The sequence below is a fragment of the Vibrio diazotrophicus genome (genome assembly GCF_038452265.1).
GTDB lineage: Bacteria > Pseudomonadota > Gammaproteobacteria > Enterobacterales > Vibrionaceae > Vibrio > Vibrio diazotrophicus.
Genome location: NZ_CP151842.1, coordinates 1,706,630 through 1,730,625 on the forward strand (window position 1 = coordinate 1,706,630; position 23,996 = coordinate 1,730,625).

Annotated in this window: 26 protein-coding genes; 11 read left to right on the forward strand and 15 right to left on the reverse strand. The window is 42.7% G+C overall.

Translation table 11 applies throughout. From position 1 onward, the window contains the following. Nucleotides 1-48 precede the first annotated feature (48 nt). Entirely contained in the window at nt 49-780 is a 732-nt protein-coding gene (locus AAGA51_RS07745) for a tRNA-uridine aminocarboxypropyltransferase (protein WP_042482294.1), read from the reverse strand. 170 nt (nt 781-950) lie between these two features. Here AAGA51_RS07745 and AAGA51_RS07750 point away from each other — a divergent pair, with 170 nt between their 5' ends. Continuing rightward, nucleotides 951-1,742, forward strand: a complete 792-nt coding sequence (locus tag AAGA51_RS07750) for a sterol desaturase family protein (RefSeq protein ID WP_042482291.1) — start codon at nt 951-953, stop codon at nt 1,740-1,742. Between the two features lie 15 nt (nt 1,743-1,757). On the opposite strand, the gene AAGA51_RS07755 is transcribed toward AAGA51_RS07750, so the two are convergent. After that, on the reverse strand, nt 1,758-3,791 hold the full coding sequence (locus AAGA51_RS07755; RefSeq protein ID WP_042482289.1) for a methyl-accepting chemotaxis protein: 2,034 nt from the start codon (nt 3,789-3,791) through the stop codon (nt 1,758-1,760). 57 nt (nt 3,792-3,848) lie between these two features. Between AAGA51_RS07755 and AAGA51_RS07760 the strand changes: the two genes are divergently transcribed. Next, complete coding sequence (locus tag AAGA51_RS07760; protein ID WP_237292681.1) at nt 3,849-4,385, forward strand: NlpC/P60 family protein; 537 nt, start codon at nt 3,849-3,851, stop codon at nt 4,383-4,385. A 1-nt stretch (nt 4,386) separates the two neighbouring features. Here the strand turns inward: AAGA51_RS07760 and AAGA51_RS07765 are convergent, their stop codons facing one another. Beyond that, complete coding sequence (locus tag AAGA51_RS07765; protein ID WP_042482288.1) at nt 4,387-4,728, reverse strand: DUF3802 family protein; 342 nt, start codon at nt 4,726-4,728, stop codon at nt 4,387-4,389. Nucleotides 4,729-5,114: 386 nt separating this feature from the next. On the opposite strand from AAGA51_RS07765, the gene AAGA51_RS07770 reads away from it, so the two are divergent. Next, a complete protein-coding gene (locus AAGA51_RS07770; RefSeq protein ID WP_042482286.1) occupies nt 5,115-5,981 on the forward strand; it encodes a fructosamine kinase family protein in 867 nt (288 codons plus the stop codon). A gap of 169 nt (nt 5,982-6,150) precedes the next feature. Next, nucleotides 6,151-6,354, forward strand: a complete 204-nt coding sequence (locus AAGA51_RS07775) for a CPXCG motif-containing cysteine-rich protein (RefSeq protein ID WP_042482284.1) — start codon at nt 6,151-6,153, stop codon at nt 6,352-6,354. A 30-nt stretch (nt 6,355-6,384) separates the two neighbouring features. Here AAGA51_RS07775 and AAGA51_RS07780 read toward each other — a convergent pair whose 3' ends face one another. Further along, a complete protein-coding gene (locus AAGA51_RS07780; RefSeq protein ID WP_042482282.1) occupies nt 6,385-6,993 on the reverse strand; it encodes a riboflavin synthase in 609 nt (202 codons plus the stop codon). A gap of 110 nt (nt 6,994-7,103) precedes the next feature. Here AAGA51_RS07780 and AAGA51_RS07785 point away from each other — a divergent pair, with 110 nt between their 5' ends. Then, nucleotides 7,104-8,474 (forward strand): MATE family efflux transporter, encoded by a 1,371-nt coding sequence (locus tag AAGA51_RS07785; RefSeq protein ID WP_042482280.1) that lies wholly within the window; start codon nt 7,104-7,106, stop codon nt 8,472-8,474. 171 nt (nt 8,475-8,645) lie between these two features. On the opposite strand, the gene AAGA51_RS07790 is transcribed toward AAGA51_RS07785, so the two are convergent. The 9 genes from AAGA51_RS07790 to AAGA51_RS07830 all read right to left on the reverse strand — a co-directional run bounded on the left by AAGA51_RS07790 (nt 8,646) and on the right by AAGA51_RS07830 (nt 16,500). Then, nucleotides 8,646-9,482: a patatin-like phospholipase family protein gene (locus tag AAGA51_RS07790; protein WP_042482278.1), complete on the reverse strand. Its 837-nt coding sequence runs from the start codon at nt 9,480-9,482 to the stop codon at nt 8,646-8,648. Between the two features lie 97 nt (nt 9,483-9,579). Further along, nucleotides 9,580-10,350 carry a siderophore ferric iron reductase gene (locus tag AAGA51_RS07795; RefSeq protein WP_237292683.1) on the reverse strand — a complete coding sequence of 257 codons (771 nt, stop codon included), beginning with the start codon at nt 10,348-10,350 and terminating at the stop codon, nt 9,580-9,582. Between the two features lie 86 nt (nt 10,351-10,436). Beyond that, nucleotides 10,437-11,612 carry a BTAD domain-containing putative transcriptional regulator gene (locus AAGA51_RS07800; RefSeq protein ID WP_174435410.1) on the reverse strand — a complete coding sequence of 392 codons (1,176 nt, stop codon included), beginning with the start codon at nt 11,610-11,612 and terminating at the stop codon, nt 10,437-10,439. Beyond that, nucleotides 11,612-12,232 carry an energy transducer TonB gene (locus tag AAGA51_RS07805; RefSeq protein ID WP_042482273.1) on the reverse strand — a complete coding sequence of 207 codons (621 nt, stop codon included), beginning with the start codon at nt 12,230-12,232 and terminating at the stop codon, nt 11,612-11,614. Before AAGA51_RS07805 ends, AAGA51_RS07800 begins: the two co-directional genes overlap by 1 nt. After that, the gene (locus AAGA51_RS07810; RefSeq protein ID WP_042482271.1) at nt 12,232-12,636 is read right to left on the reverse strand and encodes an ExbD/TolR family protein; all 405 of its coding nucleotides are present in this window, start codon (nt 12,634-12,636) and stop codon (nt 12,232-12,234) included. Before AAGA51_RS07810 ends, AAGA51_RS07805 begins: the two co-directional genes overlap by 1 nt. Further along, entirely contained in the window at nt 12,633-13,175 is a 543-nt protein-coding gene (locus AAGA51_RS07815; RefSeq protein WP_042482269.1) for a MotA/TolQ/ExbB proton channel family protein, read from the reverse strand. Before AAGA51_RS07815 ends, AAGA51_RS07810 begins: the two co-directional genes overlap by 4 nt. Before the next feature lie 9 nt (nt 13,176-13,184). After that, nucleotides 13,185-14,552, reverse strand: a complete 1,368-nt coding sequence (locus tag AAGA51_RS07820) for a MotA/TolQ/ExbB proton channel family protein (protein ID WP_042482268.1) — start codon at nt 14,550-14,552, stop codon at nt 13,185-13,187. Nucleotide 14,553: 1 nt separating this feature from the next. Further along, nucleotides 14,554-15,321, reverse strand: a complete 768-nt coding sequence (locus AAGA51_RS07825) for a DUF3450 domain-containing protein (RefSeq protein WP_042482770.1) — start codon at nt 15,319-15,321, stop codon at nt 14,554-14,556. 225 nt (nt 15,322-15,546) lie between these two features. Then, complete coding sequence (locus tag AAGA51_RS07830) at nt 15,547-16,500, reverse strand: lactate/malate family dehydrogenase (protein WP_042482266.1); 954 nt, start codon at nt 16,498-16,500, stop codon at nt 15,547-15,549. A gap of 330 nt (nt 16,501-16,830) precedes the next feature. Here AAGA51_RS07830 and AAGA51_RS07835 point away from each other — a divergent pair, with 330 nt between their 5' ends. The 6 genes from AAGA51_RS07835 to AAGA51_RS07860 all read left to right on the forward strand — a co-directional run bounded on the left by AAGA51_RS07835 (nt 16,831) and on the right by AAGA51_RS07860 (nt 22,589). After that, nucleotides 16,831-18,123 (forward strand): extracellular solute-binding protein, encoded by a 1,293-nt coding sequence (locus AAGA51_RS07835; protein WP_042482264.1) that lies wholly within the window; start codon nt 16,831-16,833, stop codon nt 18,121-18,123. 65 nt (nt 18,124-18,188) lie between these two features. Continuing rightward, complete coding sequence (locus AAGA51_RS07840) at nt 18,189-19,070, forward strand: ABC transporter permease subunit (protein ID WP_042482263.1); 882 nt, start codon at nt 18,189-18,191, stop codon at nt 19,068-19,070. Between the two features lie 9 nt (nt 19,071-19,079). Further along, entirely contained in the window at nt 19,080-19,922 is an 843-nt protein-coding gene (gene ugpE, locus AAGA51_RS07845; RefSeq protein ID WP_042482262.1) for a sn-glycerol-3-phosphate ABC transporter permease UgpE, read from the forward strand. After that, nucleotides 19,906-21,078, forward strand: a complete 1,173-nt coding sequence (gene ugpC, locus AAGA51_RS07850) for a sn-glycerol-3-phosphate ABC transporter ATP-binding protein UgpC (RefSeq protein ID WP_042482261.1) — start codon at nt 19,906-19,908, stop codon at nt 21,076-21,078. Before ugpE ends, ugpC begins: the two co-directional genes overlap by 17 nt. An 8-nt stretch (nt 21,079-21,086) precedes the next feature. Further along, entirely contained in the window at nt 21,087-21,845 is a 759-nt protein-coding gene (locus AAGA51_RS07855) for a DeoR/GlpR family DNA-binding transcription regulator (RefSeq protein ID WP_042482260.1), read from the forward strand. Between the two features lie 36 nt (nt 21,846-21,881). Continuing rightward, the gene (locus AAGA51_RS07860; protein WP_042482259.1) at nt 21,882-22,589 is read left to right on the forward strand and encodes a glycerophosphoryl diester phosphodiesterase; all 708 of its coding nucleotides are present in this window, start codon (nt 21,882-21,884) and stop codon (nt 22,587-22,589) included. A gap of 79 nt (nt 22,590-22,668) precedes the next feature. On the opposite strand, the gene AAGA51_RS07865 is transcribed toward AAGA51_RS07860, so the two are convergent. Continuing rightward, nucleotides 22,669-23,139, reverse strand: a complete 471-nt coding sequence (locus tag AAGA51_RS07865) for a YhcH/YjgK/YiaL family protein (RefSeq protein ID WP_042482258.1) — start codon at nt 23,137-23,139, stop codon at nt 22,669-22,671. Between the two features lie 245 nt (nt 23,140-23,384). Next, entirely contained in the window at nt 23,385-23,855 is a 471-nt protein-coding gene (locus AAGA51_RS07870; RefSeq protein ID WP_042482257.1) for a Dps family protein, read from the reverse strand. Nucleotides 23,856-23,996: the final 141 nt, after the last annotated feature.

The following is a 23,996-nucleotide window of genomic DNA, read 5'->3' on the forward strand; positions in this document are numbered from 1 at the left end:
CTACAAGTGCTGATTGCGCAAATGTGAAGCAGTATTGAGTGCTGAGTCTCAATCTAAATTTTGCTTAAACAGCAAATAATCTCTCAGTGCGGTTTTTTCTTCTTTCGGTTTAATTCTTGTTTTACCTAACAGATAACTTTCTTTGAACGTTTCAAACCATAAACGCAAAGTTTCTGCGCCAAGCCGCTCACCAAACTTGTCCAGTACGAGACTGGCCACTTCAGCGGTGGCAAGATGCTGTTCATTGTCCGACTTTCTCATCACATATTGTGAAAGTACCTGCGGCTCGATGGAGATCAATGGCAAGTCAGCGAGATAAGGAGATTTTCGAACGATTCGTTTTGCTTCGCGCCAACTGCCATCGACAAAGATAAGCAATGGCTTTTTGTCAGAAGCAATACTCTCAACTTGATTCATGACTCTTGAATGTTCTTCTTCTGTTTCAGCAGGAAAAACGAGCACAGGAAAATAAGCAGGATTCTGTAAAAGATCTAACATCTGAGAATCAGGATCCGTGCGACTCCACTGATAGACATAAGTTTCTTTTACTGTATCGGCAATAAGTCTGCCCGTGTTACTTGGCTTAAAGACTTCCTGCTGAGAAACAATAAGTAAAACCGCTACTTGCGTCTCAATGTCAGGTTGGTGTTGACATAAACAATGAGTCAAACCGACATTACAATAAGCGCAACGTTGAATTTTACAGCCGCGAGCAAGAAAAGGTTTTGTTGATCGTTCGAGCCGATATTGGTACAAACGATGGAAAGCATGGATTCTCATATTTTGTAGAAGTACTGAAATGTTTGAAGTACTGAATACTTAGAATGACTAAAAGTGGCGCAGAGTTTAACTGCTGTTACTTGAGTTCTCCAGCGCAATTTGAACTGGAGACGATGATTGGATTACATAAGCATTGTAAAACCGTAAATGGGTATCACACGGAGGTGGATATGTCCTACCAACCAGAAACCATCAGACTAGCGTTTTTTGTTCTTGTGTTATTGATTTGTGCATTTTGGGAGTCAAATGCACCTCGTAAACATCTTTCTCAGAGCAAGTCGATCCGCTGGATAAATAACTTAGGTTTAGTCGGTTTAAACAGTGTGTTGATCGCCCTGTTAATGCCGGTCGTCGCGATTTCAGCAGCTAGTTGGGCAGAAGCTCACTCATTTGGTCTTATGAACTGGCTGAATGTTTCTCCAACCTGGGCGCTTATCTTTTCTGTTGTGTTACTTGATGGCGTGATTTATTGGCAGCACATCATGTTCCACAGCATCCCTTTTCTATGGCGACTCCATCGCATGCATCATGCTGATCAGGATATTGACGTGACGACTGGTGCACGATTCCACCCTATCGAAATATTGATTTCCATGTGGATCAAAATCGGAGCCGTCACCTTAATTGGTGCGCCGGTTTGGGCTGTGGTTACGTTTGAAATTGTGCTAAACGCCAGCGCTATGTTCAATCACAGCAACGCGAGACTGCCGTTAAAACTGGATTCATGGCTACGCAAATTGATTGTGACACCGGATATGCATCGAGTTCACCACTCGGTAATTGAGCGCGAAACCCACTCCAATTTTGGCTTTTTCTTATCTATTTGGGATCGCTTGTTTGGTACTTACATCGCCCAGCCTTATTTGGGTCATGATGAAATGAGAATTGGCTTACCGATGTTCAAGCGTTCTAGAGAACAATGGCTGGATAAAATGCTTACCCAACCATTTAGAGAGAAATAGAGAATGACGAGTTGATTAGCTCAGAGCATATTTATCAAGCATCGCTTTTTGTTGCCCAGCGATGTTTGCCACTTGTTGTGAGCTATCAACCATAGACTCTATCTGCTGCTTTGTTTGTGTTGCCTGATCTGAAATCTGTACGATTGAACGGCTAACATCCGCGGTCGCACGCTCTTGTTCTTCAGTCGCAACTGAAATCTGCTCTATTCTCGCTCTGATGTGGTTCACAGCACTTTCGATATCCGCAAAAGTCAGTTTTACTTCTTCGCTAGATTGAAGCGCCGACACCATTTCATTTCTCGAATCTATCACTGCTTGACGCGATTTAGCTGCAGAAGCTTCAAGCTGACTCATCATGTCGCGAATACTACCGGTTTGCTGTGTTGTGTCTTTTGCCAGTTTGCGTACTTCATCTGCAACTACAGCAAAGCCACGACCGTGATCGCCTGCTCGTGCGGCTTCGATCGCTGCGTTTAATGCCAGCAAGTTTGTACTTTCTGCAATACCTGTTATGAGGTCCACCAACTCACTGATGCGCGAAACACTAGTATCTAGTTCAGACATCGCAGTCTCATTGGTATTCAGAGAATCTTCTAACGCTTCCAATCTATAACGATTCTGCTCTACTGCTTTCACACCTTGGGAAGAATGCTCTGCCGCTGTGACAGAATCTGTATAAGAATCATTGGTAACCCCTGCGATTTCTCGAATAGAGGCTTCTAGTTGGTTGATGGTTGTTACCATACTTAACAGAGCTTCGTTCTGGATGGTTAATCCTTGATTCGAATGCTCCGCAGCATCATGGCTAAACTGCGCTGTCTGATAGAGCGATTCACAGTTGGAAGTGACTGTTGTCAGTGACTCGTTAGTAGATAGGATAACTTGATTGAGCTTGCCTGAAATATCATGGAATTCCATAGGCCCCACTAGCTGAGCGGTGTGGCTGAAATCATGCTCTGTCATATACGTAAGATGATTCGTAATGTTACGCATTCCTTTGTTTACCCAAACTCGTAAACCAAGCCAAGAGAGCACAACAATAGCAACCAATACACCACCGCCGACAAGTAACGCCAGTGTTATTTCACTGATGGTATTTTGCACTTCTGTTTCTTTGGTTTGAATAATGCTGGTTGTGATATCTGACAGTTCCGAAAGCTGTGCCGCAATGGTATCTGCCATCAAGGCAGCTTGCGTAAAATCAGCGTTTTGTGTTTGTGCGGTTTCCAAACGAACCATGATTTGATCCAGAATGCCGCCAGTTTTGAACCCTTCAAGAACCATTTGGTAAGGCGCAGTCAGGCTTGCAAACTCACTGATATCAGGATGCCACTCTTTGAAATCATCAAACGCCAGCTCTAAACCAGAAATACGAGTTTTCAGCTCTTTATACTCTTTTTGCGCCAGTTCCATGTCTTCTTGAACCATAAAGAGCAGGAAGGTACTCTCCATCACTCCTGAAGCAGCAACAAAGCGGTTCGCGGCATCCATTGACTCAGGATTATCTATTGCTAAGAAAGACGCGATACGGTTCATTTCAGGCCCAATTGAACTTAATCCATATCGGAAACCTGTTGCCTGCTCGGCGATCTTGGCAGTTTGCTCAAGCTGAGTTTGTTGTGACTGTATAATTGCAGCAGAAAATTTAGAAAACTCGTCAATATTACTTGTTAGTTGCTGATGAACGGTTGGAGCAATAAGCGTACCGAACTCCTGAGTAATTCCTTTCATCTCTTCTAGACGAAGATCCGCATTTTGATCCAGCGTCAATAATTCAGCACGGATATTATTTAATTCATCGACTGTTTTTACTCTGGTGCTGTAACCAATATATTTCGCTTGCTCAAGGATATTTTGAGTTAACGCTGCATTGTTAGTTGATAACGGTAATGCTCGCTCTGATAAGTGGCTAAATTGATAACCTATTTTGTCGATACCACGAACACTCGTGACAGAAAGCACTATGACAAGTATGGTTATGGTGATAAAAATAAAGGAAAGTGTTTGAATAAGTGAAAACGTTATTCGGTGCTTGGCAGAATTATTCATTTCAAAGGCAGTCCAGTACCAGTTCAAATATAACGATGGGTATATTAGGTAATTTTTATGACACATTTATTTCATAAACCAATAATTAGACGCCCTATGTATTGGGTTTTTATGGTTTCTTTAGTCACTGGATGTGCTCAGAATCAGAGTTCGAAATATTCAACAACTCAAGATAAAGAGTTGTTGGGTTCAAATATTGGAATAGAAAAAGTTACCGAGCGAGAAGCGTCTTTTTTTAGCGTCTATAACCAGTGGCAAGGCGTGCCATACCGTTTAGGTGGGAATAATAAAAATGGAATTGATTGCTCTGCATTTGTGCAGATAGCCTATCGTGACGCATGGCAGCTTCCATTGCCTAGAACTACCACATCACAAAGTAAAATTGGCGAAAATATCGGTTATAAGGCAGCCAAATACGGTGACCTTGTTTTCTTTAAAACGTCAAAAACAACGAATCATGTTGGGGTCTATTTGGGGAATCTTAGATTTATGCATGCATCCACTTCGCAAGGGGTCATCATATCTCGTCTTGATAACCCCTATTGGGCATCCAAATTTTGGCAATTCAGAAGAGTGGATAGCTTGACTGATTGATTTAATCGTAAGTCGCTACCGCGGTATCAAATAAATTTTTAACCAGTGCTATGTATTCATCCAGAAAAATGATTTGATCGTTCGTTGCGGGTTTTGCCCATACGCCAGCTAACACCTCTCCTAAATCCTCCACTACAGAATCAGCTTCTTTAAGAAGTTGAAAGCGTACACTTGAATGAAGTTCAGGATTCTGTTCGAAAACAGCCATGATGTTACTCGCTACCATATCAGTAACGACATCTTCTACGCTTTCTTTACCGGTGTCACCGCCACGGGTGAATACATCCATGTTGAACGCAAGATGTTCTATTAGCGCTAAATAACCATCGGTTTCTACAACCACTTTAATTCTCCGCTTTACTGCTTCGTCACCAGTAACTCACTGTACCTTCAATAATACTAAGCCATGTGAGGAAAATTTCACACATTTGATATGTTTGCTTGATGAAATTTCAAACGATTCATTGATAAAAGTCTAACTTAGTGCAAGAAAGCTATAGACTTTATACTCTCAGTTAGCGACTAAATCATTTGTTAAACGCATTGTGACTTTCTATTGAATCAAAAGGCAATATCGTTCGTGAAACGTTTTATGAGTAAGTTCACAAATATGCGGATTAACTGTCTAACAAAACTAAGTTAATGAAATTATTTGCTTTACGGTTCAGTAAAGTCACATCGATTGTTCTAAACTAATATGGACTAAAAGACGGTCGTGGAGTTCAAACTATGTGGCAAGCTATCACCCAGCAACTCTCAGATACTTTAATGTTTCAATTCGATCTTGTAGAGAAAACAAAACTACAAGGCGGTGACATTAGTGAAAGTTATATGATTACCGACGGTAAAGAGCGGTATTTTGTGAAGCTTAATGACCGCAATTTTTTACCCAACTTTGAAGCTGAAGCTGAAAACCTGCGAGTTTTGCGAGAGAGCAGCAGTATTCATGTTCCTGAACATGTCCTTACCGGCAGTACCAAAGATCACTCTTTTATTATCCTAAACTATCTCGTTACCAAACCTCTTGATGACGCGACGAACAGTTTTAAGTTCGGACTTGAATTGGCTAAGTTACACCAATGGGGTGACCAGAAAGAATACGGTTTCGACATTGATAACTACTTGGGCTGTATAGTTCAACCAAACAATTGGACCAAAAAATGGTGTCAGTTTTTTGCGGAACAAAGAATTGGCTGGCAACTTCAACTGATGCATGAAAAAGGCGTGCATTTGGTCAACATAGACGAATTCGTTGACGTGATTAAGCAAAGACTCGCAAACCACACTCCCCGACCAGCTTTGTTGCATGGTAATTTGTGGAACGAGAATGTCGCAAATTCGCCAATTGGTCCTATCTGTTATGACCCTGCAACTTATTGGGGTGACAGAGAGTGCGACATTGCCATGACCGAGCTGTTTAATGGCTTCCAACCAGAGTTCTATCAAGCCTATGAAGAAGTGCTGCCTTTAGACTTTGGCTACGTCGAACGAAAAGACATCTATAATCTCTATCACATACTGAATCACTACAATCATTTTGGTGGTCATTACTTAGATGAAGCGGAGTATCTAGTTAAGAAAATTCTGTCTTTCTAAACTTATTGATTAGACTTCTATGTTGTTAAAAATAAACAAGAAAAGAGCTAATAGACTTTAGCTCTTTTTTCTTTGTGACAAGGTCTAAAATTGCACTTATTTCTCGTTCAGAATCAACTTCTCGTCTTACTATTAAAATGAGAACAAAAGAAAAAGAGCGAGAATCAAAATGAAAAACTTTATACAAAAATCGATTCTATGTCCCCATTGTGGGCACCATGTTCCTGTGACTTTGGATTCTTCAAATGGCAGCCAAGAGTTTTATGATGACTGCCCTGCTTGCTGTAATCCGATTCACATTAATTTGATGGTCAACGAACAGTTAGACACAGTAGAACTTCAAGTCGATGCGGATGACGAACAAATCTTCTAACCGCCTTTGATTTTTGATCTGGCAAATAACCTATTGTTTGGCAGCCAGCACTCGTTCAACGGTATCTACAATCGCTTGAGTTTGTGGATCAAGTTCAACATTCACTTTGTCACCAACCACACGTTGACCAAAGAGCGTTCTCTGTAACGTTTCAGGAATGAGGTGAACATTAAAACGATTCTCTCTGACTTCCCCAATTGTCAGCGAGCAACCATCTAAGCCAATAAATCCTTTCGGCAAAACATACTTCATATATCGAGGTGATAACTCGAACCAAATCGTCTTATTGTTTGGTGTTTCAATCACGTCTTTAATAGTAGCGGTATCCATAATGTGACCAGACATCGTATGGCCGCCAATTTCATCACCAAATTTTGCTGCTCTTTCGATGTTGACCATCGAGCCGATTTCAAGCTCCCCTAAATTGGTTAGCTTAAGCGTTTCTTGCATTAAATCGAATGAAACACGATTTTCATCGATATGAGTGACGGTTAAACAGCATCCGTTGTGAGCGATAGAAGCACCAATCGATATCCCTTGATTTAATAAGGGTTCTAGCTCAATAACATGGGTTTGAAATTTGTCTTTTTTATCAATAGCCACGACTTTCGCCATGCCTTGCACAATCCCAGTAAACATTTAGTATTTCCGATAGTTTTTCGTGGTGATCAGTGTGACATTTCTTTATCATTCCCACCAGTACGACCCGCCGATTAATTAAGCAGTAAATATTCCGTTCGGAGAAGTTTGTGCAACATTATAAAAATGAAATAAAAAAATTAGTAAAGTTATCAACGCCAGTTCTCATTGCTTCCATTGCTCAAACAGGTATGAGTTTCGTCGATACCGTTATGGCTGGTGGCGTAAGCGCTACCGACTTAGCGGCAGTATCGGTTGCTTCGAGCATTTGGATGCCGACCATTCTATTTGGTATTGGCCTTTTGATGGCATTAGTGCCTGTCGTGGCCCAGTTAAATGGGTCTGGAAGACAGCATAAAATCGCATCTGTTATACATCAGGGTGGATTTTTAGCTCTAATCGTTTCGATTCCAACCATCATAGTGCTTCTTCAAGCTGGTGCTATTTTGGAAGTGATGGAAGTTGAAACCTTAATGGCGCAAAAAACCATTGGCTATATCACTGCGATGATCTTTGCCGTGCCTGCATTCTTGCTCTTTCAGGTATTGCGCAGTTTTGCTGAGGGTATGTCTCTGACTAAGCCCGCGATGGTAATTGGTTTCTTTGGCCTATTGATCAACATCCCGCTCAACTGGATCTTCGTATATGGTAAGTTAGGCGCACCGGCTCTTGGCGGCGTTGGTTGTGGCGTAGCGACGCTGATTGTGTATTGGCTGATGTTCCTGATGTTGTTGTTCTATGTAGCGACATCGAACCGTCTTGCGCACATCAAGTTGTTCGAACGCTTCCATAAGCCAGAATTCAAACCACAATGGCGCTTATTCAAACTTGGATTACCTGTTGCAGCATCTATATTTTTTGAGGTCACACTCTTCGCTGTTGTAGCTGTTGCCTTAGCTCCTTTAGGTTCATTGGTTGTTGCTTCACACCAGGTAGCCATTAACTTCTCTTCGTTGATTTTTATGTTACCTATGAGTATTGGTGCGGCGGTATCCATTCGAGTAGGACATACTCTGGGTGAAGAAGATGTTAAAGGTGCCGCTGTCGCGTCGCATGTGGGACTATTTTTCGGTGTAGCAACGGCATTATTGACCGCTGCCCTGACGGTGATTTTCCGCGAACAAATCGCGTATCTTTACACCGATAACAGAGAAGTAATCAACTTGACTATGCAACTGTTGATTTTTGCAGGAATCTACCAATGTACTGATGCTATTCAGGTAATTGCTGCCGGATCTCTGCGTGGTTATAAAGACATGAATGCCATATTTGTCCGAACCTTTATTGCCTATTGGCTGCTTGGTTTACCGACCGGATATGCGCTGGCAATGACAGACTGGATTGTCGAGCCGATGGGAGCTAAAGGTTTCTGGATAGGCTTTATTGTGGGTTTAAGCTCTGCAGCCATAATGCTGAGTTTCAGATTATTGTGGATACAAAAACAGGATGAGCAAATTCAACTGGATTTTGCGTCTAAGTAATTTGCTTTACAACAATAGATTAAAGGTCAGCAATTGCTGACCTTTTTCATATGCGGTTTAGTCGTTTTCACTTTCTAAATAGGTATCTTCTAACCCTGCTATTACGCTCTGATACGTGTCGATTTCACACACAAACACGACGATTTTCTCTATAAAGCTCATAATGTGCTCCTACTCTTTCAAACCGTGAACATGCATACGACCTGCAATCAATCCCATGCTGTATCCATGATCCAACAATGCCTTGTTCATGGTTAGGCGTTTAACTGCAAAATGCTCTGGTGGTGCAATCACCCGTATGTGAGCGTCTTTCGGTGGATTACGAATAAACTCAAGTGAACCATTATATTTTTCAGCGCGCACAGTGACTGATTTTGCCACTTCCGGATAGCGGGCAAAGAGTTTTTTCATCATCCATTTGCTTTTTACTTTCGGCATTTCGTAACTTTCTGGGTGTGAAAGTACGACGGTAATATCTCTGGCTCCTCGACGATAAGCTTCTTTAACTGGAATGGAATCTGAGACACCACCATCGGTATAGCATTGCCCATCAAAACAAGGTGTTTTTTTATATACGAGTGGCAACGCTGAAGTCGCCTCTATTGCCGTAACAAAATTTTCTGGTGTTACTTGATAGTAGTCCGGCTTGCCTGTTTGGATATTTGTCGCGGCAGCATAAAACGGTACTGAAGAAAAAAGCGCTTCTTCATTAATGGGATAACGTTTATTCGCTTCATCAAGCAACCAGCGAACATCGACCAAATCACCACCTTTTAAAAAGCGGCGCGGATTATAGAATTCGCTACTGGTAGCAAGTTGCGTAATCACTTGGTAACTGCGTAACGGTTGATTAGACAAATAGCTGACAAGATTAGAAGCACCAGCAGAAACACCCATTACAAAATTATATGGGCGGTGGTTTAGTTCCATAAACGAATCAAGTACGCCGCTAGCAAATATGCCACGCATCGCCCCACCTTCTACTACTAACGCTTTCTGTCCTGCCATTATTAAACCCTTATTATTGTTCTAACCATATAAAGATAAATCTTAGTGGTTAAGCTCGCAAATGGGTTTGATTTATCAATTGGATAGATATAACCGATTAAGCAGTAACTTCTTTAGCTGTAATCAGATTCGTCAATTTGTTTGCTTCGAGACGTGGGCAGTTTGCGCATAGTGACCGCCCTTCACATTTATAGACCAGACAACAACTGGTTCTGACCAATTTTAATTTATTGGTGGTGCTATCAATTTTGAGGTTACTGATATGCTTTTGTGGCAAATCGAAGGCCTCTAGCCAAAGTTGCGCATGTCTAAGGATGGTGTTGTTTGAGTAGCTTGGTCTGATTTCTTGTAAACGTACTAAACAATTAAGGAGATGATCAGCGAGTAGATGATGCGTGAATCCCGGACGAATTCTTCCCCATTGATTGATCGCATCCCTATAAGTTTCAAACAGGTGAGATAATTGCTGCCCCGCTTTTTTAATCAGTGTTGCTCGACGGGCATGTGTCCATTCATGGTCTCTAAAACTAAACCCTGCGATAAAACAGTTCTGTTTGTTTTGAGAAATGGTTGAAACGTCAGGTAGTGCTCGCTGTGCATAAATCGCGACGAAAGAAACGAAAACAGGCTGCCAGCAAAGCAAATCCCATGTGCGAGTTAACCAATACGGTTGACCAGCTTCTGGATTCCGCTCGGCGATTTCATTGTAAAGCCGTTCAATCGACTCAGGACTTAAAGAAGGAGGCGGCTCATTGAATGTGGTTGTCTCTTCAAGACAGCCATCCAAGTATGGCGTTATCTGTCTGGCATGAAGGAATAATTTTTCGAAATGTAGAGTGGATAAACCCATTGATAATAGCTGTAGCATTAAGAATTTATCAAATAATATCTATTATCATTACCAGTTGCAAACCATTATCATTACAAGAAAATAGCCTATAAATAGGCCATCTCTTAAGAAGTTTGGTTGTCTTTTACTTTGCGTAGCTGCGTTAAATACTTTATCCAGCTTTTTGCTTCTTCTGATGGCTCAAGATTGTTGGCTTTCTTCGCTTCAATCAATGCTGGTTCGAGTTGGTTAAGTTTATACAGAGCCTTGGTTCGGGCTAAAGCAACTTGAGCTTGTTTGCCCTTCTCTTTGACATTATCCAACTCAGATAATGCATCATCATAGCGCGCTTGTTGCATGAGTATCTGAGCAATATTCCAGTGGTATTTCGCATCGAATTTAGAAGCTAATGCCCAAGCATCGATTGCTTTATCCCACTCTTTTGCTTGTTGCCAGTAATAAGCACGCTCAGTGATTAAATCCACATTCGTCTGCGCTTCTTTCAAGAGCTCTAATACAAGTCCTGCACGCTCAGGAATACCGTTATGCGCATAAAGCTGAGCTAATAAACGTAAATCCGCATCACTCAATTCGATTTTTTGCAATTGAGCTAAACCTAAACTGCTCAATGCATCTTTTTTCTTGCCGGTTCGCAGCTCCAAGTTAACTAGTTGCAACCACCAGTTACTACGTTGTGGCTCCAGATTTATCAGCTTCTTAAGGGTTGGAATAGCTTGCTCCCAGCGCTCAAGCTGAAGCTGTGCTCCCAACTTAACTGAAAGTGGGGTCACGCTATCCGGTTGTTTGAACTTGTCATATTCAGAGATTGCAGTAAGTGTTTTTTGCCACTGCTCCATCTGGTAATGAACTTGAGCAATTCGCAACCATAGTTCGCTGGCGTTCTGGGTCGTTGGTATGTTTTTGCTTAATTGATAGTAATGAGGCAATGCTTGCTTATACTGCTGATTCATCAGAAGCAGGTCTGCTAACATACGCTCTGTTAACCAACCTTGGTCATCTTTGAGTTCGCCACTAACAACCGCTTGTTCCAAAGCAGTGATGGCCGGTTTGAGCTGTTCATTCTGCCAATAGAAAACGCCAAGCATTCGAGAAAAGTAAGCCTTGTCATAAGCTCGCGAAACATCGGCTGTTTTCAGCGTTTCAATCGCCTGAGACAATTTGTTCTCTTGCGCCAACTGATTGGCTTTCAGCGCTTTATTGGCTGCATACTGACTCAGTTCCGCCGCAACACTCCAAGATGCGGAACTTATCAGTAATAGACAGATGATCATTCGTTTCATCATTTGGCTAACTTAAACTCCAATTTCACAGATTGTCCGGGTTGAGTAACCGCTTTGCCATCTACTAGTTTAGGCTGATACTTCCAGTTTCTTAGCGCACGTATCGCTTCACGCTCAAACACTCGCTTAGGTTCAGCTTCCAGAACTTCGATATCTGTTGGTTGCCCTGTTTCGTCAATAGTAAAACTCATCACCACGTACCCTTCAATCCCCCTTTGTAAAGCACGAGCTGGGTATGTTGGCTCGACACGATGCAGCGGCATCGCTTGTTGATTCGCACCAATATCACCAAAGGTTGGAGCGTTGATAGCAATACCATTGATCGCTGTATCTAAACCTAGTGATGGAACACTCGAAAGCTGAGAACTGTTTGCTACAGCAGTCTGTTTTTTAGAAACCGGTGATTCAGGCGGTGGCTCTGGTAATTCTGGTTGTTCTGGAACACTTCGTTGTCTGCGTTGCACTTGGTTTTCTTGCTCTAACATCACCATGTTGAAGCTAAGAGGCTGGATCGCTTTAGGTGCACCTTGATTACCGTTATCAACCATCCAAGCCATAAATGCGAACAAGCTGAGAGAGATAAGTGCAGCTATCGGCGTCGCGAACAATAAACGCAGCATCAACGCTTCTCCGCGGCAAGTGCAATACTTTTAACCCCTGCACCTTTGGCTGCATCCATTACTTGCACGACAGTTCCGTTATACGCATGCTCGTCAGCCTGAATCACCAACGAAGCTTCAGGTTGTTCCAGCAACAGGTGCTCTAGTGTCGCCTGCACTCTTTCTACATCCACTTGTCGTTTATCAATAAAAATGTCGTTCGCTGAGGTAATCGCTACGAAAATACCCGCATCTTTTTGACTGACGACATTTGAAGCCGTAGGACGATTAACTTCCACGCCTGATTCACGAACAAATGAACTTGTCACGATGAAGAAAATCAACATGATAAATACGATATCCAACATCGAAGTGAGGTCTATTTGAGCCTCTTCTTGCTGAGATTGACGTCGACCGAGTCTCATCGTTGACTCCTTAAAGATTTTTCTAATTTCATTTCTAACAAACGACAGGTTTTCACTAGACGAGCATGAACAAACATACCTGCTAACGCAGCAACCATACCAGCCATAGTCGGTAATGTGGCCAGTGAAATACCTGACGCCATCAATTTTGGATCGCTGCTGCCCTGAGTTGCCATCACATCAAAGACTGAGATCATCCCCGTCACTGTGCCTAGTAAACCCAGCATTGGGCAGATAGAAACCATCACTTTAATGACGTTGAGATTCTGAGTTAATGCGATGTGTGCTTGCCCAATCCAACCTTGCTTAATGGCGTGAGCATGCCATGAGTGATGCTCACTACGTTGGTGCCATTGCTCAATCCACTGTTTACGCTGCTTAGGAAAAGTAAATGCCAGATATAGAATACGTTCGATAACCAACAACCAATACACCGCAACAACCGCAGCCAACCACCACAATACTGCGCCACCCTGATCCATAAACTCAATCAGTGGTAAAAACAGATCATTGAGTGGCATTAACCAGTCAGCTTGCATTTTCAACCCTTACGCCGCATTGACCATCTTCGCAGAACCGGTTTCGCTGCTTTCACGTTCAGCTTGCTCTGCCACTAAACCAATACCCTGTTTTTCCAAAATATTGCGAATGTTCTCTGCCTGAGTACTTAAAATATTGTGGGCAAGTAACAGCGGCATAGCAGCAACAAGACCTAATACAGTCGTCACTAGTGCCATCGAAATACCACCCGCCATTACTTTAGGGTCGCCATTACCGAACTGAGTGATCACTTGGAAGGTTTCGATCATACCGGTTACGGTACCCAGCAGACCAAGCATAGGCGCAAGTGCTGCTAGCAGTTTGAGCATTGACAAACCTTTTTCTAAACCTGATTGTTCATCAACAACGGCTTCTAAAAGACGCAATTCTAAAGCTTCAACGCTGCGATGCTTTTCTTTATCGTGAACTGAAAGAACTCGACCTAGCGGATTGTTTCCAGGCTGCTGTGGATTTTTAAGCTGCGCGGAAATCTTTTGTCGAGCAATGGCCAGTGAACCACCACGATATAAAGCAATCACTAAACCGATAGCCAATAGTACTAGTATGATCTTTCCGACTACACCACCCGCTTCAAGGCGCTGTTCAAGCGTAGGCGTCAAGGCTAACTGCTCCAGCAGAATACCGTGTGACGGATCCATAACAACAGATGAAACATTTCCGTTTTCTAAAGCTTTTAGCGAGTTGAGCGTCGGTGCATTTTCAGGCTGAACCGAATACGCGACAGCATCTTTGCGACCATTATTCCACTGCAAATAACCTTGCTCTGAAACCAGTCCAAAAGCTCCGAGACGAGTAGCTTGAACCGTTTGTTTGCGACCTTCACCATCAATCAGCGTTACGTTTGTGGTAGACGTTTCTCCACTTGCTGTGATCTGCTCTTGCATCGCTTGCCACAAACCCGACAGCTGTTTCATCGAAGGCAAAGATTTAGCAGCAACGATATCTTCAATCACGCCAGCATTAGTTTGGCGATCAACACCTGTTACAGATTGGGAAAGATCCCCTTGGATTTCTTTCGCGTTTTGACGAACAACACCAAAAATTTCGCCGAGACTGCCCGTCTCCAGACGCAGTTTTTCTTCTAAACGTGCCAGTGAATCTTCATTTTTCGAAAACTCGGCAGAAAGTTTGTCAGCTTGGCTTTGCAGATTGTTTCGCTTCGCCATTAACTGCGCTTTTTTATCCTTCAGTTGTTGTTCAGTAAGCTTAAATTCCGCTTCACGTTTAGCATCGTGATTACGTTGAACGGTATTTTCTGTTTTCGCTTGGCTAACAATATCCGTCGCAGCAACTGCAGATGCATTAGCACCAATCAATAACGCAGCACAGAGTAACGGAGCAAATTTGTTGTTCATATTAGTTTGCCTCCGCATTAACAAGTGACACAGGCAGAGTAATCAGCGTTGGCGCTATTTGTTTCGCCGCTAAACTATAAGCTGTATCAAGGTCTGATTTATAACTGCTTTCAAGCGGTTGCCATTGCTTCTGCGCTTGATTCCAAGTCCAGTATTGGGTTGCATTTGGATTACGGGCAATTAAAGCCACTCTACCAAGATAGAGAATATCGGCATCGACTGACTCATTGTCATTTAAGCTAATTTGGCCTTGATAAGAACCAAGTTTACGGCCGTAATCCATTTCGATTTGGTAGGCTTCGAGAATTCTTCTGAATTTTTCAGCATCGCTGACATCTGCTCTTGGCATAAGAGACTTTAACTGTTCAAGACGATCAGTACGCGCTTGTAAACGGATAGGTTTGTCTTGCTCAAGAATAGTCTGCAAACCATCAATCATCTGGTACATAAGAGGCACTATGCCCTGACGAGTATCTTTGATCTCTTCAATTTGTTTATCCAGACTCACCATTTCTTGTTTCTGGTTATCCACCAGAGCCTGCAAGTGATTTCGATACACTTCTAAGTTTTTTACTTGCTCGCTTAGCTGTTCAATTTCAGCCTGCAATTCGATTGCAGAATCTGAGCTCTTATCAATTTTCTTTTGACTCGCGGCAGAAGCTGCGTTGGTTTTATTTTGAATCGCTTTTGCGTCATCAAGCGTATTGGCGTGAATGGGCAAAGCTATTGATGCAGAAATAAGGATAAAACTGGATTTTAGAAAATTCATCATGTTAATCAGATAGCGCGTTGTTGTATTGGGATGGTAATGATAAAGGCTCTCATTATCAACTGTAATTTCAATTATCAGTTATTTTTTACTTACAACCTTTATGGCTACAGACAATATGTGCTGAATTTGCAGCGATGGAAAGTGTTTAAAGAGAATAGAGATGAGTTATGGGGTTAAGAATGAAAAAAGGTGGCATTAACCACCTTTTTATATCTGCAAATTTTAGTAGCTTAATCCAGTAAGTTTAGCCACATGAATCATTTGATTACGTAAGTTTGCAGCGATTTCGTCCAGACGCTGCTTTTCTTCTTCTGTAAATGGATGGATGAGAATCTTCTCTACCCCATTCTTACCGATGACAGCAGGTAAGCTCAGAACAACATCTTTGTAGCCGTATTCACCACGTAACAGTGTCCCGACTGGCAGTACTGAGTGTTCGTTGATCATGATTGCCTGAATAATGCGGAACACGCTCGCAGCTATACCATGAACGGTATTGTTTTTACGTTTGAAGATTTCAAACCCCGCTTGCTTTACCGATTCCAATAGCTCATCAGCGTCAATTCGAGGAATATTGTTTGAATCACAGTAGTAGTCAGCAGGCTGCCCAGCAATGCTGATCAAACTCTTAGGTGTAAAACACTCACTGCCATGTTCGCCTAGCACGTAACCAAACACGTTTTTAGGGTCTAAGTTGACACGGTGAGCCACAATAGCCATCAAACGAGCTGTATCAATAACACAACCTGCAGAAATGACGCTCGAAGGACTGTAACCCGTGTTAGCCACAATACTATGTGTGACAATGTCACAAGGGTTAGTCACCACAATAAGTATTGCTTTAGGTGCAACACGCTCGATTTTCTTCGCAATATCGACACCAATCTTTGCGTTGATTTCAGCCAAGTCCATACGTGTCTGGCCTTGTTGAATTTGCGCACCTGCGGTAATGACCACGATATCAGCACCAATCAACTCCATGTAATCATCGGTCGGCGTAATACGGGTATTTTTAGAGAAAGTTAGCGCCGCTGTGTGTCTGAAATCGAAAGCTTCGCCTTCTGCTCGTTTCACATCGCGGTCAAGAATAGTCAGCTCACTCACACTACCTAAGGTTAATAAGTAGTTACAGATACCTACTCCAACAGCACCAGCACCAATAACACCAATTTTCATATTCGTTCCTTGAACAACTTAACAAGATCAAATTTAGGATTGTAGATTTTACTAGTATTAGCAACATTCATTCCAATTATATTTTGCAATATAGCTATATTATGGCGTTATTGGCTGCAATATCGCTCTTTTATAGTTCATTAATCAATCATTACGATCCAGATTGGTGCAGCGGTTCTGTCCTTTATTAATGTGATTTAAGTCACCTGATCCATAAATCTTTAACCTTAGTGACATTTTTCGTCCACCTACGTGAAACATTTCTTCGCCACCATAGCATCAAACGAAACACAAACAGTATCGTTCGAAACTTAACAAGGAATAAAGTCAATGAATAAGCTATGGGTAGCAGGGTTGCTTTCGGCAACAGTTTCAGGAACTTCATTTGCAGCGACTGAAATTACGTGGTGGCACGCAATGGGCGGACAACTGGGCGAAACAGTAAACAAAATCGCTTCGGACTTTAACGCTTCGCAAACCGAATACAAAATCACGCCTGTTTTTAAAGGTTCTTACACAGAAACATTAACCGCGGGTATTGCTTCGTTTCGTGCTGGCCAATCGCCAAACATTCTTCAAGTGTTTGATGCCGGCGCTGCAACGATTATGAACGCTCCGGGCGTAGCGAAACCTGTTCAGGACATCATGATTGATGCCGGTTTCCCATTCTCTGCACAAGACTACTTAGCGGGTGTTCGCAATTTCTATGCGGACCAAAACGGCAAAATGGTCGGCATGCCATTTAACAGCTCTACACCTGTTCTTTATTACAACAAAGATATCTTAGCGAAAGTCGGTGCCGAAGCGCCTAAGACTTATGAGCAGCTAGAAGCATTAGCTGAAAAGCTAAAAGCAAAAGGCTATGTTGCATTTTCAGAATCACACACGCCTTGGATCATGTTCGAGAACTTTAAGTCTCGTCATAACCTACCTCTAGCTGATAAAGAAAATGGCTATAAAGATCTGTCTTCAAAAATCATGTTCAATACCAAAGACATGGTGATGCATTTCAGCAAACTTAAAGAGTGGTCGGACAAAGGTTACTTCAAGTATTACGGCAGTGACTGGGATGCAAACCAAACACCATTCGAACGTCAAGAAGTGGCTATGTGGATGGGTTCTTCAGGTTCATTCGGCGGCCTGCGTAGTCGCGTGAAGTTTGAGCTGGGCACAACTTACCTTCCTTACTGGGAAAAACTCAATGACAAAGGCGTTCATACCTTCATTGGTGGCGCTGCGCTATTTGCCATGAGTGGTCACTCTAAAGAACAAGACAAAGGTGTTGCGAACTTCTTTGCTTACCTGACTAAGCCTGAAGTACAAATGTACTGGCACAAAACAACAGGATATGTGCCTGTTACTAATGCTGCTTACGAACTGACTAAGCAATCTGGTTACTACAATGAACAACCAGATGCGGAAGTGGGCGTTAAACAATTGAGCTTAGCCTCAGGTGAATGGAACAAGGGCTATCGTCTAGGTTTCTACCCACAGATTCGTGAAGTAATGCACCGTGAATTCGACAACATTTTCGCAGGTCGTTCAACCGTTCAGGCAAGTCTGGACAAAGTGGAAGACGAAAGTGACAAACTGCTGGATCGTTTTGCACGTACAGTGAAATAACTCTGTATCAGCCCACTGAATGTAATGTTCAGTGGGCATTTCTTTTTATCAATTGGACAAAGCTTGTGGAACGTCGACAACAATTTTTTCACTCTCCAATGCCCTACTTTTTGCTTGCTCCGCAAATCGCAATTATTGCTATTTTTTTCGTTTATCCAGCAGCAAAAGCCGTTTATCTCTCTTTCATGCTTGAAGACCCATGGGGCATGTCTTCAACGTTTGTCTGGTTTGAAAATTACCAAATTCTTTTTCAGTCTTCAGACTATTTAGAATCACTCGGATTCACTCTCATTTTTTCAATCCTAGTATCGTTTTTGTCACTAGCGATTGCGCTCTTACTAGCTGTAAAAGCCGACAACATTATTCACGGACAAAGCGCCTATAAAGTCACTCTCACATGGGTGTATGCGGTTGCACCGGCAATCGCTGGTATCATCGGTGGTTTCTTATTTAACCCACACATTGGCGTTCTTACTGATTTCTTAGAACATCTGGGTTGGAAATTCAGCGTACAAACCGACCCTCTTGATGCCACTATCGCACTCATTTTAGTTTCTGTCTGGAAACAGGTTGCGGTGAACTTTGTTTACTTTCTCGCAGGTCTTCAGTCGATTTCGTACGCCGTAAAAGAGGCAGCAACACTGGATTGCGTCAGTGACAGCAAACGCTTCTGGACCATTACCTTTCCGCTTCTCGCTCCAACCGGATTTTTCCTGCTGGTGATTAACCTCACCTACGCATTCTTCGACACCTTTGGCGTTATTGACACTTTGACAGATGGCGGCCCCGGAGGCTCAACCACTTCGCTGGTTTACAAAGTCTACCGTGACGGCTTTGTTGGCGCAGATTTAGGCGGCAGCTCAGCACAATCTGTGGTGCTGTTACTACTGGTATTGGCATTGACCTTTATACAGTTCCGTTTTGTTGAAAAGCGCGTGCATTACTAAGGGAAACCGATGAAAAGTAATTCTCTCTCCGATCATTTGATATTGATTCTTGGCGCTCTGTTTATGCTGGTGCCGTTATGGTTGATTTTTGCCAGTTCAACCCATGAACCTAACGTGCTGGTAAGCCAAGGCCTGCAATGGGATATCGGCAACAACCTGTCAGCTGTGTATAGCGAAGCGTGGAACAAAAGCCTTGGTTTTACTGGTGATGTCACTGCAAAAACCATGATCTTCAACTCCGTCATCATGGGGCTTGGTTTTGCTATCGGTAAAATCATCATTTCAATGATGGCGGCTTATGCTCTGGTCTATTTCCGCCTGCCTTATGCAAGTGCATGGTTTTGGCTGATATTTGTCACCCTGCTTCTGCCGCTCGAAGTTCGAATCATTCCCTCTTATGAGGTGGTATCGAGCTTAGGCATGCTCAATAGTTATTCAGGATTAATCCTGCCTCTAATTGCTTCAGCCACGGCGACTTTTTTCTTTCGTCAGTTTTTTAAAACCATTCCTGATGAACTGCTGGAGGCGGCGCAATTAGATAACGCAGGCCCAATTCGATTTTTTATCGATATCTTGTTTCCGCTATCGAAAACCATGATGACCGCCATCTTCATCATCATGTTTGTTGTGGGTTGGAACCAGTACTTGTGGCCAATCATGATGACCACAGATGAGCAGTACAACACCATAGTTATGGGCATCAAACAGATTCTTAATAACATCAATGAAACCAATAGCCCAAGATACGACTATGCCTTTGCTATGGTCATTCTCGCTATGCTGCCACCTGTATTGGTTGTGGTGATATTCCAACGTTGGTTCGTTAAAGGATTAATTGAAAGTGAAAAATAATAACTCAATGCATCTCGTACATAGCTCTGCGAGCATTAAGCAGGACAACGTAATGTTAGATATCAAACAATTAGTAAAAACATACGAAAATGGCCATCAAGCAGTGAAAGGCGTAGACCTTTCCATTAACGAAGGCGAGTTCTTGGTACTCGTGGGGCCATCTGGCTGTGGTAAGTCTTCGATCCTACGTTCAATTGCCGGTTTAGAAAGCATTAGCAGCGGTGAAATACATTTGGCTGGGCGTCGCGTGGATACAGAAAAACCAGCAAAACGCGATATTGCAATGGTCTTCCAGAACTACGCGCTTTATCCGCACATGAGTGTATACAACAACTTAGCCTATGGTTTGAAGAATCGCGGCGTTGATAAAAGCACCATAGATGAGAAAATTCAAAAAGTTGCTAAGACACTCAAAATAGAAGAATACCTAGACCGCAAACCAGCCAAATTGTCCGGCGGGCAGCGTCAGCGTGTTGCCATGGGACGCGCGATCGTTCGCGATCCTCAACTATTTTTATTTGATGAACCTTTATCGAACCTTGATGCTGCTCTTCGCGCTCACATGCGACTGGAGATCAAAAAGCTGCAAAGAGAACTGGGTGTAACCAGCGTGTATGTTACCCATGACCAAGTGGAAGCAATGACGCTGGCCGATCGCATCGTAGTTCTCAAACTGGGTGAAATTGAACAAGTTGGTACCCCTGCCGAGGTGTATCACAAACCAGCGAGTACTTTTGTTGCGAGCTTTATTGGTAGCCCAGCAATGAACTTTATGCCCGCTTCCTTAGTTCATGGTCAGTTGCATGTCGCTAGTAAGCAATTCTTCCTGCCTGAATATGAAGGTCTCAGTATGGAAAATCTCACGCTGGGCGTTCGTCCTGAACACGCGGAGATCACTCATTCAAATTCAAGTAGTGATGCAATTACACTGACGCTATCCATTCATGTCGTAGAGCCACTCGGACCAAACCAACTGGTTCATGGCAGCTTAAACAGCATAGACAGCGACGACAATTTTATTGCCGTGACGCCTGAAATGAATCTGGATAACAACGCTCCGCTGAGTATTTCGGTCTCTCGCACCAATCTTCATCTGTTTGATGAGCAAGGCAAACGTCTCTGCCCTGTCTCTCTTGCTAAACGAGCTATTGCGTAAGGATTGATGTGAGTTTATCTACCAGACAAAAACAGATTTTGGAGTACCTGCAACACGCTCACGGCGTGTTGTCCAGCGACCTATTGTCACAGCGCTTTGATGTGTCCGTTCAGACGATTCGTAAAGATATGAATGACTTGAGCGACAAAGGTATGGTTCGACGAGTTCACGGTGGCATTTCGCTACCCAGTCCAAATGACAATCTGTCATTCACCAATCGCGAGTTGATCAACCTCTCTGCTAAGCAAAAAATTGCACAACGAGTAGTAAAAGAGCTGCCCGAAGGCACCAGTATTTTTCTCGGTATTGGAACGACGCCCAAATACGTTGCACAGGCTCTGCTTGATCATCCGGGGCTAACGGTCGTAACCAACAACATCAATGCGGCGTTAACCTTAAGCCGCAATCCAAATATTGCTGTCTATCTCGCCGGCGGCGCTGTTCGCCCTTCCGATGAAGATACCGTGGGTGAAACCACTACCCGCTTTTACCGACAATTCAATATTAAAATTGGAATTTTCGGTGTCGGAGGCTTCAACGATAAAGGACAATTACTGGATTTTACGCCAGAAGAGTCAGGGCTTACGCGTGCAATTATCGAACAAAGTCAGCAATGTTGGTTAGTTGCAGACAAAACGAAATTTGGGCGCTATGCTCCCGTTGTTAGTGGTGAACTATCAGAAATGAAGCGACTGTTTGCCGATGAAGCCACCAATGAATTTATGACGTTATGCCACTCTCACCAAGTCGAACTGGTGGTTGCGTAGAACTGTTCAGCTCTCGTTTTCAATAAAGGAATTTGTATGTCTCTGATCGTTGTCGGTCACAGAGGTGTTGCAGGCACCTATCCGGAAAATACTCGTGTGAGTGTTCAAGCGGCTATCGATATGGGTTTATCCTGGGTCGAAGTTGATATTCAACCCACCAAGGACAACATACTCATCGTTTGTCATGACCACACCATTAATCGTTGCAGTAATGGCAAAGGTCGTGTGGATGCATATACCCTTGCAGAGCTCAAGAGTTTCGATTTTGGCGCGTGGTTCTCTGAGCAATTTGCAGGTGAAAGCATAATGACGCTGGATGAGTTGCTTGAACTGGCGCAGCAGCATCAGTTAGGTTTGAACCTTGAAGTCAAAGTAGATAAACACGATGTCACCAGTGTGGTTTCTCAACTCAAACAGCAATTGGATCAGCACCCTATCGCTAAAGAGCAGATTGTGTTGTCGAGCTTTAGCCACGATATCATCCGAGAACTACACCAGCACTGCTCTGGCTATAAATTGGGTGTATTGAGTGAGCGTTTATCGACAAAAGACAAAGCGCTGCTTGATGAAGTGAGTGCCTTTAGCTGTAACCTGAACTACAAGTGGATCACTGAAAAACACATTCAGTATTTGAAACAACGCCAATACCAAATTTGGTGCTATACGGTCAATGAAGCAGAACGTTTCCCACATCTCGACAAAGTCGATGCTATATTCTCTGACTGGCCAAGTCGCTTCATTTAACTGAAATCGTTAACTGATTATTAGCTTGCAAAAACGCCCGCGATTGCGGGCGTTCTATTAATTTAAACTTGCTGAATAATTACGAGAACAGAGACTTATCTACTTTGATGATCGCTTTACGCACTGGCATCGGTTTGTTATCCGTTGCTACCAACGGACGATGAGGCTGACCTGGGTAGAAAACAATAAACTCACCAGCAGTAAGTGATGCAAAGTGTTCTTCCTCTAATTGCTCACTGAATGCGAGATCTTTTTCAGCAAGGAAATCTTCATCCAAACCTTTAAATGGCGTTAGGCTGTAGCCAAACGACTCTTTACCTTCAAGCAGAATTTGCACGTCTAAATAACGGCTATGGCATTCAGATTTTCGTTGTTCTAAAAGCTGAGTGTGGTCATCCACCAGCATGAAGAATACATTCGAGCCATCAATTTCGTGACGACCATTTTCAATCGGAGTTTCTAAACGATCTAATACTGATGTAATAATTTTTTTAAGTTCTGGCGCTAGAAAGCCAGCAAACTCAAGGTGTGACGTTTTACCTACAAACACGACAATGATCCTATATAAGTGTTACAACTGCACGCAGTTTACCGCTATTCATCAAGATAAAACGTGATAATTGAAACAATGTTTTAATTTAAATTGAATACCAAAGATTATTTGCCGCTATTCTGATGTAGGTCAATCACAAGGTCAATCACAAGGCATTACACGATATAACTTAGGGGCAAACGCAAAAACGCCAATCAACAAATGATTGGCGTTCAAAAGATTATCGGCAGAGCAAACAAGTATTAATCAAGCCATGCACTTAACATCCAGATCAGCTTTTCTTGCTCGCGGATATAGTCACTCATTAATGCAGCAGTACCTTCATCACCCACTTCTGACGCGTAACTCAATACCTTGCGTTGCTGTCCAATCAGTAGGCTGAAACCTTCCACTAGCCCTTTCATGGTGCTATCGCCATCAGTAGCATTGGTGTGTTCGCTAATTTTTGAACGCTCTAGATACTGACTAAAGCTATGTAGTGGCTGAACTTCAAGAGTCAGGATACGTTCTGCGATTTCATCAATTTTCAGTTGTAGATAAGTATAGATTTCTTCAAATTTTGCATGTAATTCAAAGAACTTTTTACCTTTAATATTCCAGTGATAACCACGAGTGTTCATGTAAAACACCTGATAGTTAGCCAATAAATTATTCAATGCTTCCGCGAGTTCTAGGCTCTGTTCTTTATCGAGACCAATAAGATTCTTTTTCATAACATCACCTCTTATGTTGATATTCTTTGCTTCGTTGAGAGAATAATAAGCGTTGGTGATGTTAAATAGAAATCGTATGAATCCATTAATTCAATAGGAATATCCTATTGAATGAGGCTCTCATTTTCTCACCCGCTATCG